The 17,695-nt window shown below is 38.6% G+C and carries 17 protein-coding genes; 10 read left to right on the top strand and 7 right to left on the bottom strand.

What is annotated here, in order from left to right; translation table 11 throughout:
- Window positions 1–30: 30 nt before the first annotated feature.
- The 6 genes from H3T75_RS03175 to H3T75_RS03200 form a co-directional block, all read right to left on the bottom strand.
- Complete coding sequence (locus H3T75_RS03175; protein WP_198211016.1) at window positions 31–867, bottom strand: hypothetical protein; 837 nt, start codon at window positions 865–867, stop codon at window positions 31–33.
- A gap of 109 nt (window positions 868–976) precedes the next feature.
- Window positions 977–1,429, bottom strand: a complete 453-nt coding sequence (locus tag H3T75_RS03180; RefSeq protein ID WP_198211018.1) for a hypothetical protein — start codon at window positions 1,427–1,429, stop codon at window positions 977–979.
- A gap of 61 nt (window positions 1,430–1,490) precedes the next feature.
- Window positions 1,491–2,180, bottom strand: coding sequence for a polymer-forming cytoskeletal protein (locus H3T75_RS03185; RefSeq protein ID WP_198211019.1), 690 nt, complete (start codon window positions 2,178–2,180; stop codon window positions 1,491–1,493).
- A gap of 48 nt (window positions 2,181–2,228) precedes the next feature.
- Entirely contained in the window at window positions 2,229–2,636 is a 408-nt protein-coding gene (locus H3T75_RS03190; protein WP_198211021.1) for a hypothetical protein, read from the bottom strand.
- Window positions 2,637–3,389: 753 nt separating this feature from the next.
- On the bottom strand, window positions 3,390–4,367 hold the full coding sequence (locus tag H3T75_RS03195) for a bile acid:sodium symporter family protein (RefSeq protein WP_025330957.1): 978 nt from the start codon (window positions 4,365–4,367) through the stop codon (window positions 3,390–3,392).
- Between the two features lie 302 nt (window positions 4,368–4,669).
- Window positions 4,670–6,265, bottom strand: a complete 1,596-nt coding sequence (locus tag H3T75_RS03200; RefSeq protein ID WP_084553439.1) for an inorganic phosphate transporter — start codon at window positions 6,263–6,265, stop codon at window positions 4,670–4,672.
- Window positions 6,266–6,382: 117 nt separating this feature from the next.
- Here H3T75_RS03200 and thiE point away from each other — a divergent pair, with 117 nt between their 5' ends.
- The gene (gene thiE, locus H3T75_RS03205) at window positions 6,383–7,009 is read left to right on the top strand and encodes a thiamine phosphate synthase (RefSeq protein ID WP_198211023.1); all 627 of its coding nucleotides are present in this window, start codon (window positions 6,383–6,385) and stop codon (window positions 7,007–7,009) included.
- A gap of 213 nt (window positions 7,010–7,222) precedes the next feature.
- Window positions 7,223–8,230: a ferrochelatase gene (gene hemH, locus H3T75_RS03210; RefSeq protein WP_198211025.1), complete on the top strand. Its 1,008-nt coding sequence runs from the start codon at window positions 7,223–7,225 to the stop codon at window positions 8,228–8,230.
- Between the two features lie 72 nt (window positions 8,231–8,302).
- Here hemH and yegQ read toward each other — a convergent pair whose 3' ends face one another.
- Entirely contained in the window at window positions 8,303–9,670 is a 1,368-nt protein-coding gene (gene yegQ / locus H3T75_RS03215) for a tRNA 5-hydroxyuridine modification protein YegQ (protein WP_198211027.1), read from the bottom strand.
- A 179-nt stretch (window positions 9,671–9,849) separates the two neighbouring features.
- On the opposite strand from yegQ, the gene recO reads away from it, so the two are divergent.
- From recO to H3T75_RS03255, 8 genes are all read left to right on the top strand, one after another.
- Window positions 9,850–10,581, top strand: coding sequence for a DNA repair protein RecO (recO, locus tag H3T75_RS03220; protein WP_198211029.1), 732 nt, complete (start codon window positions 9,850–9,852; stop codon window positions 10,579–10,581).
- Between the two features lie 581 nt (window positions 10,582–11,162).
- Window positions 11,163–11,666, top strand: a complete 504-nt coding sequence (gene tssB, locus H3T75_RS03225) for a type VI secretion system contractile sheath small subunit (protein WP_025330951.1) — start codon at window positions 11,163–11,165, stop codon at window positions 11,664–11,666.
- Between the two features lie 21 nt (window positions 11,667–11,687).
- Window positions 11,688–13,220: a type VI secretion system contractile sheath large subunit gene (tssC, locus tag H3T75_RS03230; RefSeq protein ID WP_037392136.1), complete on the top strand. Its 1,533-nt coding sequence runs from the start codon at window positions 11,688–11,690 to the stop codon at window positions 13,218–13,220.
- 64 nt (window positions 13,221–13,284) lie between these two features.
- On the top strand, window positions 13,285–13,548 hold the full coding sequence (locus tag H3T75_RS03235; protein ID WP_025330949.1) for a PAAR domain-containing protein: 264 nt from the start codon (window positions 13,285–13,287) through the stop codon (window positions 13,546–13,548).
- A gap of 27 nt (window positions 13,549–13,575) precedes the next feature.
- Entirely contained in the window at window positions 13,576–14,919 is a 1,344-nt protein-coding gene (tssK, locus tag H3T75_RS03240) for a type VI secretion system baseplate subunit TssK (protein ID WP_110414315.1), read from the top strand.
- The gene (locus H3T75_RS03245) at window positions 14,909–15,550 is read left to right on the top strand and encodes a DotU family type IV/VI secretion system protein (protein ID WP_171991476.1); all 642 of its coding nucleotides are present in this window, start codon (window positions 14,909–14,911) and stop codon (window positions 15,548–15,550) included. The genes tssK and H3T75_RS03245 overlap by 11 nt, the downstream gene beginning before the upstream one ends.
- A gap of 8 nt (window positions 15,551–15,558) precedes the next feature.
- Entirely contained in the window at window positions 15,559–17,169 is a 1,611-nt protein-coding gene (locus tag H3T75_RS03250) for an OmpA family protein (RefSeq protein WP_078474410.1), read from the top strand.
- A gap of 34 nt (window positions 17,170–17,203) precedes the next feature.
- A complete protein-coding gene (locus tag H3T75_RS03255) occupies window positions 17,204–17,689 on the top strand; it encodes an Hcp family type VI secretion system effector (protein ID WP_037392137.1) in 486 nt (161 codons plus the stop codon).
- The last annotated feature ends 6 nt before the right edge of the window (window positions 17,690–17,695 follow it).

The following is a 17,695-nucleotide window of genomic DNA, read 5'->3' on the forward strand; positions in this document are numbered from 1 at the left end:
TTTTTAGTCATTTCTGATTTTTGAAACAATTTAAATATGGCAATTATACAAACTAAACATTGTATCATCGGGTACACTATTAACTAATTCCCAGAATTTAGCATTCCAATCTTCTCTTGATATGTCATTAGGCGTAGAAACCCATAAATTTTCACGTCTAGAAAACCATTGAGAATCTTTAACAACAGCAAAAGTTACAACTCCCTGATACCTTTCACGTTCAATAAAATCTTCTTTTGATTTTCCAAAATAACTAAAAGGACACTTATAATAATGTCCTTTAAATTTGAACTTGTGTTTGTTAAATATTTCAACTGCTGCTTGTTTAGAATAAAATTCCTTTGCCTCTCCATAAGTTTGAGATTCTGCTAGACATTCTTCCCAAGTCTTAGGAAATTTTAAATTATTAGAAGATAATAAAATTTGAAATTTATCGTATTCTTTTTGTGCTTCAAGACGTGCATTAGTAATTTTGGTTTCAAAATCTATGTCCTTTTTTAATGCTTTAGAAGCTATAAATCCATTTTTTAATAAAAAACCGCATTCAGGTCTATACCAATCCCACTTTGCATTAGGATTAGTACGTTGAATTGCTTCAATTAGTTTCCCGTCTTGTACAAGAGCATACCCATATTTATGCTTAAACATTATGTCAAGCTCTAATTTAGATTCAATTACTTGATTCTTTAAACCATACTCCTCTAAACCAAGGGTAAGGTCACAATCTTCTGCATAAGATAAAACAGTTTTTGTAATATCAACATTTTTAACATACTGATCATCTGTGCCAGTGCTTTCAAATTCATGATAACCCTGTAATTGTTCTTCTGGATTTTCGCCAATAACTAAAACTATAAAATGGCTCATATAAACCTCCTTAAAACCAAATACAACAAAGCCAGCTATTTTTAGCTGGCTTTAAATAGGTATTTTTCAGTATCTTGCTTATCTGTCATGTTAATTAATCTCCTTAAAATTAAAGCCCACTGTTCAGTGAGCTTTTTTGTATTCCTCTTCTAAAGGCTTCGGTTATTAGATTCATGTCTTTTATTAAGTCCTCACGAGTTCCATAAAGTTGGAAGGTCTCTAATAAGCCTTGGTGAAAAGTATTTTTAGGGTCAAAATTTGCAGATTCGATGTCTTTCGAATTGCTACCATAGCCATACCATACTTCGGTTCCGGGCTCAGGTTCAGATCTCAAATAGTTTAATTGTTCTTTATGCGATATGTAGAAGTTCTTTACGAATTCAGCAGCCCTTTCAACATCTTTTTTAGTTGGATAAAGTCTATGCGTGGCAAGTCGTTCTTTTTCAAAAACCGAACCTTTCCACTCGTATAATACGTAAAAGGGTTTTGGCTTAATACACAAAACATAATATTCTTGCCCTAACTCAGGAGCCTCTACTAAATAATTAACTTGTCCAGTCATTTCGAATTCCTTTTTATTGCAGGTTATAAACCTTAATTAAAAAGCCAGCGGTTAGCCGGCTTTATTTATGTTCATCAGAACGCTTATAAGTAATCTTTCCGGCGACCCTGCCACCATTGATATTTTGAATTTTGATAGTGTTAACGTCTCCCCCAATCAATCCGCCATCGTTGATAATTTCATCGGCATCAACATCACCAGCGATATAACCGCCCTTGAAATTAATAACCTTAGCTTTAGCATTTCCTAAAATATCAACAGAATCACGCAAGCTTATACTATTAGCTACAGTATCCCCGTTAATAAAAGCATAATCACTCATGCTAATAGAATTAGCTTTAATTCGTGCGTGAATATCTGCTCCTCCACTAACGTCAATCTCATCAGCATTCACAAAGGCGGCGAGGACGCTTTGCTGTTTATTGACTGTTAATTTCCCATCTATCTTAAGAATACCTTTGATGTGAATAAACTTTTGAATAGAAACATCGCCTTTAATATGTATATCATTGGGGTAGAAAAGACTATCTATTAAAGTATTAAGCACTAAAGGTGGATAAGTGGGAGGTAAGTGATCTACCAACCATTCTCCAAAATATCTATAATCTAACTCTTCGCATTGCTTTAGTATTTCTAAAGCTTCTCCGCCATTAGGGAAATGCTTTTTAAAAGTTTGAAGCTCATCTTTACGAGCACCATTTTTTTCAAGCCACTTCTCGGTAACTATTAACTGTTTTTCTTTAGCTTCCATTTTTATTCTCCAATAATAAAGCCAGCGTTTTGGCTGGCTTCTTCTATACTATGTATCTGATTTATTGATGTTGACATATATAGGTATTCGGTTGGTATTAATCTCTAGTTTCCCTTCAAATTTAATTTTTCCTTTTATATAAATCGAAAATTCTGAATTGTCATCAATAATTACATCACCTTTAACAATAAGATCCCCATTATGAACAATACTATCTTGTAATGTATCAACCACTACAGGTGTATCTGTGGGAGGTACTTGTTGTAACAGCCAATCTACAAAATGTGAATAGTCCTCTTCTAGTTCTGGTATTAATTTTGGTATTTCTGAGATTTTCGCACCATGAGGGAAAACCTCATTAAATGTATCAACAACAAATTTACGATCATCATTTTCAATGAATTTATTCTCATACTTTTCAACGATGTCACGGGTAATTATCAGCTCGTTTTCCATGTTTCACTCCTTTTTGCTTCAATAAAAAAGCCAGCGGTTAGCTGGCTTGGGTTAGTTAATCAGGTTTAGTTAATTAAACTGGTATTATCTGTTTTAGTAATTGGCAGATTAGTTTGTACATTTTTCAACCGTTTCGATCTCCATAACGGTTGAATTCTGATAATTTGATTCAGTTGTGGTGCTATCCACCATAACTGAATTTTGTGAACTTCTCAGTTTATACATCTGGTACTATCGATTCATGAGCGTATATACTATATATATGGTATATATAAGTGTCATTTAAAAGGTTCTTATTGTGTGACAGTTTTGTGACACAAAATTAATTTAATATGTATTAATATGTTGTTTTATGTGTTTTCTGAAATTAAGCGGAAAGCCAGTAAATACGGGACTTGTGGCGATATTTGGCGATATAATGCGCTTTGTGTAAAATAGCCGCATTGCATATTACTGGCACCATAAGATAAAATAAATCAATTAATTACAAATATTTTGTCCCTAACTCGTGACTACCAGTCTATTCACAGCAGCTACTTTTAAATCTAATTGTTTCAGCTTATGGTATACCTATATTTTTGATTTATGCCATTGTATCAAAATCAAGTAAATACCATATTTGCAGCATTATTGAGTGATTTGATGTAAATAGATTAAGTGCCAGCAAATCTTATTGCTGGCACTATGATATAGAGATTATAAAAAACCAAATAGCAAGCTTTATTAGAAATAAAACCTACACTCGAAGGTAATCTATTCCGTTTTATTCAAACGTGCATAGCGTTGCGCCAACACTGCACAGATCATTAGTTGTAACTGATGAAAAATCATCAGTGGTAATAACATAATGCCTACTATGCTGGCAGGAAAGAGTACATTGGCCATGGGTACGCCATTTGCCAGACTTTTCTTGGAACCGCAAAAGACAATAGTAATTTCATCAGCACGGTTAAAGCCCAATGAACGGGCAACCAGTGTATTAATGCTGATAACCAGAAACAGAATCAATAGACTCAGAATCACAATCATACCAATTGAGCCTAGATTAACTTTGTGCCATAGTCCTTCAACAACAGCATCACTGAATGCTACATAAACGACTAAAAGAATCGAGCCCCGGTCAGTACGGTTTATCCATACTTTATGTTTATGAATCCAATTTGCAATTAATGGCCTGGCCAAATGGCCTAAAACAAATGGCAGCATTAGTTGTAATAAAATCGATTCGATAGCAGCTGTTGTGTCGACACTATTGCCACTGGTGGGCATCATTAGACCAACCAGTACAGGTGACAGGAAAACGCCCAGAATGCTGGAAGCAGATGCACTACATACTGCTGCTGCAACATTTCCGCCGGCAACAGAAGTAAAAGCAATTGCGGACTGTACTGTAGCCGGTAATGCGCACAAATACAGAAAGCCCAGATACAGTTCGGGAGAGAGCCAGTGGGGAACCAGAATACGCAAACCTAAACCGATTAGCGGAAATAAAATAAATGTGCTGCAAAATACAACTAAATGTAATCGCCAGTGTCTGATACCTTCTGTAATCGCCTGCCGTGATAGCTTTGCACCATGCATAAAAAATAGTAAGGCAATGGCAACTGTGGTCAGATAGCTAAAGAATGTTTTTGTGCTGCCCTGACAAGGCAAAACAGTAGCAGTACCTACAACAGTCAGCATTGCCAGCAAAAAGGGATCTATATAAAATTTTTTAAGCAGGTTATTCATTGGCAACAACCAGTTTATGCTGAGTTTGTAACAAAAGTCATCATTTTAGCTTAAATGGTTCAGAAAAAAACAGCCGGTGATTAAGTTAAAAAAATTTAATCTGATTTTAAAATTACTTTTTAAATTTAAGAAATCTGGAAAAAAAGTATTAAAAGAAATTTAATAACGACTATTTGTAGTGTCATTCAAATCAGGGTAAATTTATTTTATAAAATCTTTGAAAATTTACTTTAGACAATCGCTTTAGTCATAATAAAACCGGATAAGCATATTTATCCGGTTTTATTAAGATAATTGTTAATTTAAAAAAATGAGTTGAGTCCCAAAAATATCAATACAGATAAAACTGCAGCAGAGGGCAGGGTAATCACCCAGGCCAGTGCAATTGGTTTCATCAATTTCCAGTTAGCATTACGATTAACCAGTCCGATACCCAGAACGGCACCAACCAGAATATGTGTACTGGATACCGGCAGCCCCATCAGTGTAGCCAGCATCACAATAGCTGCAGAGGAAAGCTCTGCTGTGAAGCCGGATGCAGGATGCATTTTGGCCAGATTGGTACCAACAGTCTGGATGACTTCCTTGCCAATAAACCATAAACCAACAATCAGTGCCACACCAAATGTTATCATCACTGGAGCCGGAATCATGGCATTGGCATCTATACCAATATCACCGGTACGGATAATATCCATAATGGCGGCAAACGGGCCAACCGCATTGGAAATATCATTAGCGCCGTGACTAAAAGCAAAGCCGGCAGCCGTAAATACCTGCATCCAGCTGAACATCAGAAAGGTTGATTTGCTTAAATCTTTGCGCCTTAAGGTTTTGGCGTAAATGAATGTGGCCATCCAGATTAATGCGCCAATCATGATGATTAACAGGAAATTGGTAATCACAGATAAACCAAGATGCAGATTAGTCAGCCCTTTAAATAACATCATAGCGGTAATCATCATGCCGCCACAGGCTGAAATTAAGGGTACCCAGCTATGTAGTGCCTTAAATGCGTCGATGTTGTTTTTACGGCTTTCGATATCTGCCAGACCTTTATAGTAATCTGATTCGAGCTCTTCGACGCTATAATCAGGATCACTGTAATTTTCGGCGTCACGGGCTATAGCAGAGGAAATGCGAATTTTTTCGGTTTCACTTAGTTTTTCAAACCAGATTTTGTGTTTTTCTTTATATGCTTTTTTTTCCTGCTTAATTTCTTTCAGTGCTATAACCATTCGGTCGTTGTAGTCCAGTACATGCTTTTTTATCTGGCTGAACAGGATATAAGAAAAGGCACCTCCTAAAACAGGCGAGATAATCCAGGACAGACCAATTTCTCCCATTTTGTTCCATTGAATTAAATCCAAAGCGCTGCCATTACCCGTTATCAAATAGCCTAGACACAATCCGCCACCCACCAGTCCGCCTATCAGAGAATGTGTTGTTGAAACCGGTAAACCTTTTTTGGAAGCAATTAACAACCAGATTGCCGCCGCCAGTAATGCTGCCAGCATGACATTAATGCATTGTGAAGGTGTTAAATGCATGGCACCAAGGTCTATAATGCCGTGACGAATTGTTTTTGTTACTTCGCCGCCGGCAATAACCGCACCAGAAACCTCAAAAACAGCCGCTATACCCAATGCCTGCGGTATTGTAAGGGTTCCGGCGCCTACACTGGTACCAAAGGAGTTGGCAACGTCATTGCCACCGATGTTAAATGCCATGAAGGCGCCAAACAGAGTGGCAATAACAAATAATAATGGAGAATGATGGTTGGTATATCCAAGCCCCCAATAAATAAAGTATGCAATTGTGCCGAATAATAATGCAGCAAAAGTATAATTAACCCGGGTGATCAGGGGAGAGCGAACAGAGGATGCGTCTGAGGCCATAATATATTTGTAAAAGTGGAAAATTCAGTACAGACATCTGCAAACATTATTGTGTGTATGCAGTGCTGCGTGAAAAAACTATCATTATAAAGATTTTTATTTCAAAAGGAATATTTTATGTATGCAAATTCGTTTTTACCTATAGTTGCTCCGCTGAAATTCTATGCTGTTGTTCCTACTGCGGATTGGGTAGCGCGGATGGTCGATGCAGGGGCCAATACTGTGCAGCTGCGTAATAAAACTCTGATTGGTTCAGCATTGTACCGTGAAATTCAACGCAGTGTCGCTTATGCAAAAGATACACCTACACAACTATTTATCAATGATTTCTGGTGGGAAGCTGTAGATTGCGGTGCGTATGGGGTGCATCTCGGACAGGAAGATCTGGACAGTGCTGATTTAGTAATGATTCAGAATTCAGAGTTAAGGCTGGGGGTAAGTACACATTCACCAGCGGAACTGAGTAAAGCATTAGCAGTAAAGCCAAGCTATGTAGCCTGCGGGGCAATTTTTCCTACTACAACCAAAACTATGCCTACTGAACCTCAGGGACTGGACAAATTAAAGCAATACGTGATTCAAGCCGGAAATACACCTACAGTTGCTATTGGTGGAATTGATTTAAATAATGCACGCGATGTACTGGCTACCGGCGTAAGCTCTCTGGCTGTAGTTCGTGCTGTTACTGAATCAGCTGATCCTGAAAAAGTAGTAAAAGCCTTTCAGGCGCTTTGGGATAAATAAAGATTTACCAGTCTGTCTGTAAACTAAAGTAGTTTTATCTGGGTGAGCAGGGATTAGTTAGAGCACAAATAATCGCTGTATTAGGTCTGTTGCAGAGGTAATGCCTGATGTCAGTAAAGTTTTAACTGGTGAAATTGCTAACAAGCAGAGGATATAGGCTATACTCGCAGCACTTTTATCTGATTGACTGATAATCGATTGCTGCCAAAAATTATGTCAAAAATTTTTCTTTCTGAACCAAAAACTTCTAAACCGGCAATTGGTGTTTTATTGCTGAATCTTGGTACACCTGCTGCACCTACACCTCAGGCTGTACGACCGTATTTACGCGAATTTTTATCCGACCAGCGTGTAGTCGAATTACCGCGTTTTTTATGGCAGTTAATATTACGCGGGATTATTTTGCCTGTTCGCGGACGTAAAAGTGCCCACGCGTACAGCACCATCTGGCAGGAAGCCGGTTCCCCTTTATTGACTGGAACACAACTACTTAGCGCTTCTTTAGCCAGTACTATGCCAGACAGTGTTATTACTCGTTTTGCTATGACCTACGGACAGCCCAGCGTAATTGATGTTATGCAAGAAATGAAACAGCTTGGCGTGCAGAATTTACTGGTGTTGCCGTTGTATCCGCAATATGCGGGTTCCAGTAGTGGTGCTGCACTGGATCAGGTTTGGCGGGTAATGCTTAAGCAACGTGTACAAATGGCAGTACGAAGTATCACAGGCTTTTATGCAGATAACAATTATATAAAAACACTGGCCAGACATATTCAGACATACTGGCAAAAGCATGGCAGAGGACAGTGTTTATTAATAAGCTTTCATGGTATACCAGAGGCTCAGCATCAGGCTGGCGATAGTTATGTTGAGCATTGTAAAACCACGACCTGTTTACTTACTGAAGAGCTTGGGCTGCAATCAGATGAATATCGGCTGGCATTTCAGAGCCGTTTTGGCTATGCACCCTGGGTCGGACCAAGTACTCAGGATTTGCTTATCCAGCTTCCTCAGGCCGGAATCAGTAGACTTGATGTCGTATGTCCGGGTTTTGTTACTGATTGTCTGGAAACACTTGAAGAAATCAATATTCGTGGTAAAGCAGACTTTCTGGCGCATGGCGGAAAACAGTTTCAGTATATTCCCTGTATGAATAGTGAGCATGAATGGGTTGAAATACTGGCTCCGCTTGTGACGCAGCATTTACAAGGCTGGCTGTAAATTACACAAATATAGAAACGGATAATAAAAAAGCCATAGTGTAATATCACTATGGCTTTTTCAGAAGCTAATTTAATTAGCTTCTGCCTGGGGAATAATGCGTGCAATCAGTGCATTATCTTTGCCAAGCATCTGTGGAATTTTTACTTCAATTCCGTTTCCGGAAGCCACTTCTACCGGATAGCCCTTACGTGTCATTGCTTCAAGGCGGATAATCTGATTACCGCTCGGATGAATAATTTCCAGCTGGTCACCAAGGCTGAATTTATTTTTTACCTCAATGGTTGCCCATCCTTCAGAATCAACAGCCGTAACTTTGCCTACATACTGACTTTGTTTTGATAAAGAATGCCCAGAAAGGTAATTCTGGTACTCTTGTGTCTGATGCCGTTCCAGAAAACCAGTGGTATAACCCCGGTTGGCCAATCCTTCGAGTTCTGCCAGTAAGCTATAATCAAAAGGTTTACCTGCAACTGCATCATCAATAGCACGCCGGTATACCTGTGCTGCCCGGGCTACGTAATAGACTGATTTAGTCCGGCCTTCTACTTTTAAAGAATCTGCACCGATTTCTGCCAGTTTGGCGACTTGTTCTACCGCGCGTAAATCTTTGGAATTCATGATATAGGTGCCATGCTCATCTTCCATTATGGGCATCATATCACCAGGCCGGTTTGCTTCTTCAATCAGATAGACTTTATTTGCCAGCGGGTGACGTTGCTGGTCATTTAAGCCATATAATGCATTATCAGCCAGACTTTTCGCCTGATTAAAGTCAAAATCGGGTAATAATTGAGCATCGCCACTGTCGCTATCAGCCGTATTATGTACTTTATAATCCCAGCGACAAGCATTAGTACAAGTACCCTGATTAGGATCACGATGATTAAAATAACCGGAAAGTAGGCAGCGGCCTGAATAGGCAATACACAAAGCTCCGTGAACGAATACTTCCAGCTCAATATCCGGGCATTGCTGCCTGATTTCGGCAATTTCATTAATACTGAGTTCGCGCGACAGAATAATACGTTCTATGCCGATACTTTGCCAGAACTGTACCCCCCATGCATTGGTGGTATTAGCCTGAACGGATAAATGAATCGGTATTTCCGGCCATTTTTCACGCACTTTCATAATAAGACCCGGATCAGCCATAATCAGCGCGTCTGGCTGCATAGCAATAATCGGTTCCATATCGGCCAGGTAAGTTTTCAATTTTGCGTTATGTGGCAAAATATTACTGGCCAGAAAAAATTTCTTTCCGCGTGCATGTGCTTCAGTAATACCCTGTTCCAGTACTGGCAGATGTGCAAATTCATTATTACGTGCGCGCAGAGAATAACGCGGCGTGCCGGCATAAACAGCATCTGCGCCATAATCAAAGGCTGTGCGCATCCGCTCCAGTCCACCAGCGGGCAATAATAATTCTGGTGCTTTCATGGGTATTTAAACTTTCCTGATTATTTCGAATACATTCAGGCAGCCGGCTTTAAAATAGCCGGCTGCCTGAAAAATATAGTCTATATTGTTAATAGAATTATCCGCTTTTTCCTGTATATGGTCAATTGCATGCCATAACCGGCTATAATTGAAAAATCCACATCTGACATAAAACGGCTATGTCTAATAATCGCATCAATCATCAACCTGCTTTCTTGCTTACCTCCCGTCCATGGAGTGAAAGCAGTCTGCAAATTGAAGTATTTTCCCGGGATTATGGCAGAGTAGTGATGCTGGCGCGCAGTGCGAGGCGCCGGCAAAGTGAATTGCGAGGTGTACTCGTTCCTTTTGTGCCACTACAGCTATCCTGGTATGGGAATAATGAATTGAAAACTCTGCACCGGGCAGAATGGATAGGCGGCTGGCCTCAGCCTCAGAATCAGGCGTTATTCAGTGCCATGTATGTAAATGAGCTGGTATTAAAACTAACAGCCCGGGAAGATCCGTTACCTGATATTCACGCGGCACTACATACCGTACTACAACATATTTCAAACGGCGAACACTTATCTGCACTGCGTTATTTTGAGTGGTCATTACTGCGTGCTTTAGGTATTGCTCCTGATATTAGTCAGGATAGTCAGGGGAAGGAGATCATTAATCATGAACGCTACTGGCTGCGTGCCGAACATGCCCCTGTTTTATTGATGCAGGCACAGATGTCAGCGCAGGAAAATGGTATTGTTGTTCACGGACACACTCTGAATGCATTAAATAACCGCTCACTAGCTGAACAGCCTGAATGGCATACCGAGGCCATAAGGCTGACACGTATGCTTCTGGATTTTCGTCTGCCTGAAGGTATACTTAGCCGGCGTGTATTAAAACAATTGCAGCAATATACCGTATAGGAATAAAGAAACCTGGTTTGAAAAATAAAAAAAATGAATTCACAATTAGATTATAGTTTTTTTCTATAAAATTTTATTTTATGATCAATAAAATAATTATATTTTTTTGGTTAAATTGAATAAAAAATGTTCAGAACATTATCAGCTGAAAATTATATTTCATTTAAAAAATAATTATTTACATATATCCAATAAAAGAAATCTTTACAATAATTTTTAAAAATTTAATATTTATTATGGCTAATATTTAACAAATTTTTTTCATAGATAAAATTTATGAAAAAAATTGGTTAATAAACGACAGATGAAATGATTTTTGTAATCAATATAGCATTAAATTTTATAAAATTATTTACTTGGTAACCAAAATAAGTCAAAATAAGTTAAAACATGTATATATAGGCAGAATAAAATTTAATTTAACTTCCAATTAATTTAAAGCTGTTGTAACTTAATTATTATTAAATTTTTAAAACAAAATTTATTGAAAATTTTCATTTTGCTATATATTCCGTATCAAAACGCAGTAATGTAATGACTCTGATCTGTTATCAGTATTCAAATTTCAACAAGGAGTAATCATGTCAGAAAGTTTTCAGAACGAAGTACCACCAGCACGTGTCAATATTAAACTGGATTTACATACAGGAGGTGCTAAAAAACAAGTTGAATTACCTTTGCGTTTATTAGTGGCTGGCGATTTCAGCTTCAAAGAAAGCGATACTCCGCTGGCAGAACGTGAAAAAGTTTCAATTAATAAAAACAACTTTGATGCAGTGCTTGCTGAAATGAATCCAGCCGTAAAACTGTCTGTTCCAAATGCTCTGGCTGATGATAATTCCGAAATTCCTGTGAATCTTGAATTCAAATCAATGAAAGATTTTCATCCTGAACAGATTGTTCAGCAAGTACCTGAACTGAAATCGTTGCTAGCTATGCGAAATCTGCTGAGAGATTTGAAGTCCAATATTCTGGACAATGCAGTTTTACGTAAAGAACTGGAAAAAATTCTGCAGGACAAAAACCTTTCTGATGAGTTGCGCAAAGAACTTGAAGCAATCTCACCGATCATTTCTAAAGAATAAATACCGCAGAGGAAAATAAGTATGCAAAAAAATGTGCAGAATGCTGGTTCCGTTAAAAAGGGAAATGCTGTTCAACAGTCTGTTTATGAATCATTATTTGATAAAATAAATCTGAATACCGTCTCTACAGCTCCGACTTTTGACCATTACACCAATAATACAGCATTATCTGAATCTGCTACCAATGAACGTATCTCAGTAGCGATAAACGTATTCCTGAAAATGATTCAGGACAGTGCCCAAACTGTAGACAGATTGGATAAATCCTTACTGGATTTCCATATTGCCAAGCTGGACAAATTAATCAGCAATCAGTTAGACAATATTCTTCACCATCCTGAATTTCAGGCAATTGAAGGTACATGGCGTGGTCTGAAATTCTTAGTTGACCGTACCGATTTCCGTCAAAATGTCAAAATTGATGTACTTGATGTTTCAAAAGATGCTCTGATTCGCGATTTTGAAGACTCACCGGAAGTCATCCAAAGCGGTCTGTATAGCCATACTTACATTAACGAATATGACACCCCGGGCGGACAGCCTTTTGCCTCAATCATTTCGGCTTATGAATTTGACCGCTCCCCTCAGGACATTGAGCTGCTCAGAAATATTTCAAAAGTTTCCGCTGCTGCACATATGCCATTTATTGGTTCTGTAGGCCCTCAATTCTTTGGTAAAGAAACAATGGAAGAGGTTGCCTCAATCAAAGATATCGGCAACTACTTTGACCGTGCTGAATACATCAAATGGAACAGCTTCCGCAATACTGATGATGCCCGCTATATCGGTCTTACTCTACCGCGCTTTCTGGCACGTTTGCCTTATGGCAGTGAAACAGTACCGGTACGGAGTTTCAATTACAGTGAAGAAGTTAAAGGCCCTGATCACAATCGTTATTTGTGGGCTAATGCCACCTTTGCATTTGCAGCCAACATGGTAAGAAGCTTTATTAAAAATGGCTGGTGTGTTCAGATTCGTGGCCCGCAGGCCGGCGGACTGATTGAAAATCTGCCGATTCATTTATATGATCTGGGTTCCGGCGCACAAATGAAAATTCCGACGGAAGTATTAATTCCTGAAACACGGGAATTTGAATTTGCCAATCTGGGTTTTGTGCCATTATCGTTCTACAAAAATCATGATTTTGCATGTTTCTTCTCTGCAAATTCAACACAAAAACCAGCCCTGTACGATACTAAAGAGGCGACAGCCAATAGCCGTATCAATTCACGTCTTCCTTATATTTTCCTGCTGTCACGTCTGGCTCATTATCTGAAACTGATTCAGCGCGAAAATATCGGTATGACAAAAGACCGGCGTGTTCTGGAAGTGGAAATGAATAACTGGATACAGAATCTGGTTACAGAAATGACTGATCCAAGTGATGAGCTGCAGGCTTCACATCCGTTACGTCAGGCAAAAGTGGTAGTAGAAGATATTGAAGATAATCCGGGTTTCTTCAAAATTAAACTATTTGTCATTCCGCACTTCCAGATTGAAGGTATGGATATTAATCTTTCATTAGTATCTCAAATGCCAAAAGCTAAAAAATAATCCGGTATAAGCGAAAAATCTACCGATAGTTCCCTATCGGTAGATAACCATAAAGGATTGCTAAATGTCACGCGCTATTATTTGTAAGGGAGATACCACTACACATGGTGGGGTAGTACTTGAAGGTGATCCTATCGCAAAAATTGAAGGAAGACCGGTAGCACGTAAAGGCGATAAAGTTAGTTGTCCGAAATGTAGTGGTACTCATTACATTGTAGAAGGTGATCCCAAGCTAACAGTAAAGGGGCGTCTTATGGTTCTCGAAAACATGAAAACCAGCTGTGGTGCTCGATTGTTATCCAAACAATCATTAGCTAAATGTGAATAATCTATCTAATTTAGAACAGGTTGTAAGTTGAAAATCATCAATCCGATTTGGTACGAAGGTACCTTACTGCTGCCACAAATTTTCCAGCAACAGGAATTACTGCAACAGGCAAATGCCTTTAGCATAATGCAGTGTACGCGAATTATGCCATGGGGCGTAATGCGTATGGAAATAGACACTAATAGTCTCACTCTGAAAAAGCTTAAATTATCGGATTGTGCAGTATCATTTCAGGATGGTACTTGGTTTGATTCACAGCAGATGCAGTTTCTGCCGCCTGCCCGTGATTTGTCACAACTACCGGATGACATACTCGAAACAACAGTATATTTAACATTACCAGAACTAAATACCGTAGGCAGTAATCTGCTTGAAAACAGCAGTAATGCACCACTACGATTTTCTAAACAGTTTGTTTCGGTTACTGATCTTTACGGTAGCCAGCAAACAGAAATTGCAGAAAAAAGATTGAATTTCAGCCTGAAATTCTCTCATGAGAACCGTCAGAATTTTTTGGCAATACCTATTCTTCGTCTGATTAAAAATCAAAATAATATCTGGCAGCTTGATGCACAATATATACCGCCAGTATTCTTTATTGGCAGCAATATTTTTCTAATGGAGATGCTGTCAAGACAGATACAAATTCTGCTTAATAAAAGTCAGCGTCTTGGTTCATTACGAAAAGAACGTAATCAGCAATCAGCAGACTTTCTTGTATCCGATATTTCATTATTTTGGCTGCTGAACATACTCAATCAGTCTATACCGGAAATGGTGCTGTTACAAACACATAAAAATATTGCACCAGAAAACTACTACATCTTACTGGCACGTTTGGTTGGAAGTCTGCTGTCGTTTTCAATTGAATCCAGTATCAAAGACATACCGCAATATGATCCGTTTAATTTAGGTACAACATTCATCCGGTTAAATGAAATGCTTATAGAGCTGCTGGATACAGTTATACCTACAGTACTGGTACTGGTGGATCTTGAAAAAGTTGGTAATACCCGCTGGATTGGTCATCTGTTAGATGCACGTTTGGATGAAAACACAGATTACTATATTTCTGTTCGTGCCAGTGTTCCGTTATATGAACTTCAGGAACGCTTTCCGAAACTATGTAAGATTGGTTCACCTGATGATGTTGAGCGAATTCTGCCGTCAGCATCCAATGGTATTCCATTAAGAATGATGCAGCGTTTACCCAGCGCATTACCCATGCGTTCAGAAGCTACCTATTTTGCATTAGATAAGTCGCACCCGGGCTTTAAAGCCATGATAGCAGCCAGATCATGCTGTATTTATTCACCTAATTCATTTGATGGATTAAATATCGAATTATATGCGGTGCCAAATGAAGAATAACGAAATTCCAGATTACGTACGGGAAAATTTACGTAATTATATTTTATTTGTAACGCGGTTAAGTTTAGGGCATGCCATTCAGGATATGGATGAAGTGCAGTTGCTTGCTATTCATTTTGTTTCAGAGTTTGATCAGAAACTGAGTGAAAATCACCTGCCTGAGCATGAGCGAAAACAGATAAAGTATGCATTGTTTGCACTTGTTGATGAGCTTGCCTTACGCTTTTTAGATAGCAAAAGTAAATCAATTTGGGAAAACAGCCCGTTACAGGTATCCCAATTTGGTGAGTATGATGCTGGTATACAATTATTTGAAGATATTCAAACTGAATTGCATAAACCGGATCCGTCATTCTGGCTTTTAAGTGTTTGGCAGCTGGTATTTGCTCTTGGATTTAATGGTAAATATTTATTTGAAGAAACACATGCTCGTAATGAACTCATTACCAAAATTGATTCGCATTTGCCTGAAATAATCATTCCTTCACTTCAGACTAATCGAAGATTGCGCCCGATTACTATACGTTCTTTTTCGACAGTGAGCTGGTGTTTAGCTTTTCTGGTGTTCACTGTGGTTATATATCTGGTGCTGAATAAATATCTCAGTAATCTGGTTGCCAGTATTGGATAAGGTACCAAATGAGTAAACGCATTTATTACACATTACTGCTTGTCTGGATTGTTTGCCTGTCGCTATATTTTATCTGGCAAATTTGGGATATATACTGGGTAATCAAAATATGCTTGAGTATACTCATAGTACTGGCATGTGGATTTCTGTGGTATCAGAATCAATTTTGGTTTCGTAAGCAAAGTGCAGCAAGTCTGTACAATATACCTAAATCCCAGCGCATCATTCTCGTAGCAGGCGATGATATATCTGATTGGATAGAATCTTCTGAACGTTGGAGACTGTTGCGTGATTCAATGTGGATCAGGGTAGAAGACTGTGCGCAGTTAATCAGCATTTATCAGAATCTGGATGAACAGAATAAAATAGCTAACGGTATATTTCTGATACTTAATCCAGATAAATATCCTCATGTGGCAGCATTAGAGCAGCGTATTTCACAATGGCGGCAAGAAATCGAAACTATTCAGGCTTCATACAAACGCTGCCTACCGCTGACATTGGGTATCCATACCGATCTGCTTAATGAAAATCTTGATTACTGGCCTGAAAACAATAGTAACCATTTGTGCAGGGAGCGTACAGATGTGCAAGAGTACTTTTCCTGTTTACAAAAACAATTGGATAGCAGAGCAGCATTGAATGCCCGACAGCCGGAACATCTGGACTATACAACTACATCCACACTTTATCTGAATCAGCAATGGCTTAGTAAATATGTGATTAAAAATTTGTTACCGGAAAAATCATATCGTTATTCTCTGTATATGATGTCATGTGTCTGGTTAAACAGTTTCAATACTAATCAGCAAGCAGGCTGGCGTAAATTTGAAATTGAAAAAACAGGATTTGTTAGTCCGACTCATGTTTTTACAGTTAACGGTCTGAAAAATTTTCCGGTTATTGAGAATAGCTTTGTACGTCAGCATTATTTAAGTAAAGGTGCAAAATATCTGTGCTACGCAATTGACTGTTTCCTGATGTTCATTCTCATTGGTACCGAGTATTCGTTTGTTCAAAATAAAAAATGGCTGCAGGAAGTTATTGCTGCTCATCAGCAATATATAGCAATACCTCAGCACCTTGAAAATGAACGTATAGATAGTATTAAAAATTTAAAAATCATTCAGCAGACCTTACAGGATTATAAGACATTCGGTGAGCCCAGAAGAATGGGATTTGGTTTATATCATGCTACTGAATTATTACCAGTTATCAATAAAGACATAAATTCTTTCCAGATAGAGAAGCAGAAAAAACAAATTATCCGTTTAGATACCACAGCATTGTTTGACGTGGGTCAGAGTCAGCTTAAAGCGGATGCGAAACTGGTTTTACAAGGGGTTTTAACCTGGGTACAGGCAAACCCGAATAAAAGAGTACTAATAGATGGTCATACCGATAACACCGGAAATGCCGCCAGCAATAAAACTCTGTCATTTCACAGAGCTGAAGCTGTACGTGACTGGCTAGTGAGTGCATCCACCTTTCCGGAAGACCATTTTACTGTACAGGGATATGGGGATAGTAAACCCATAGCAACCAACGACGACCCGCAAGGGCGTAGTAAAAATCGTCGTGTCGAAATTACCTTGGTTGATATGAATCATACCGACTAATGTAATATTTATTAACTAATTAAAGGATATTCATATGGCAATTCCTGCTTACTTATGGATCAAGGATGACGGTGGTTCAGAGGTTAAAGGCTCTGTAACTGTACAGAATCGTGAAGGCACAGTAGAAGTATTGGCATTCGATCACGAAGTTTATATTCCTACTGACGGCAATACCGGTAAACTGACAGGTACTCGTGTACACAAACCTATTTCTTTTGTAAAAGAATATGATGCTTCTTCACCATATCTTTACAAAGCAGTAACCAATGGTCAGAACCTTAAATCTCTAGAATTTAAATGGTATCGCATTGACGATGCAGGTCAGGAGAAAGAATATTTCAACACCCTGCTTGAAAATGTGAAAGTAGTGGCTGTGCGTCCTAAAATGCACAACATTAAAGAAACCAGTAAAGAACGCTATAACCATCTTGAAGAAGTGGAATTGCGTTACGAAAAAATCACCTGGGCTTACAAGGATGGCAATATTGTTCATTCCGACAGCTGGGTTGAGAACCGTTAATTTTAA

Origin of the sequence: Snodgrassella sp. W8135, from assembly GCF_016101225.1 — a bacterium.
Classification (GTDB): Bacteria; Pseudomonadota; Gammaproteobacteria; order Burkholderiales; family Neisseriaceae; genus Snodgrassella; species Snodgrassella alvi.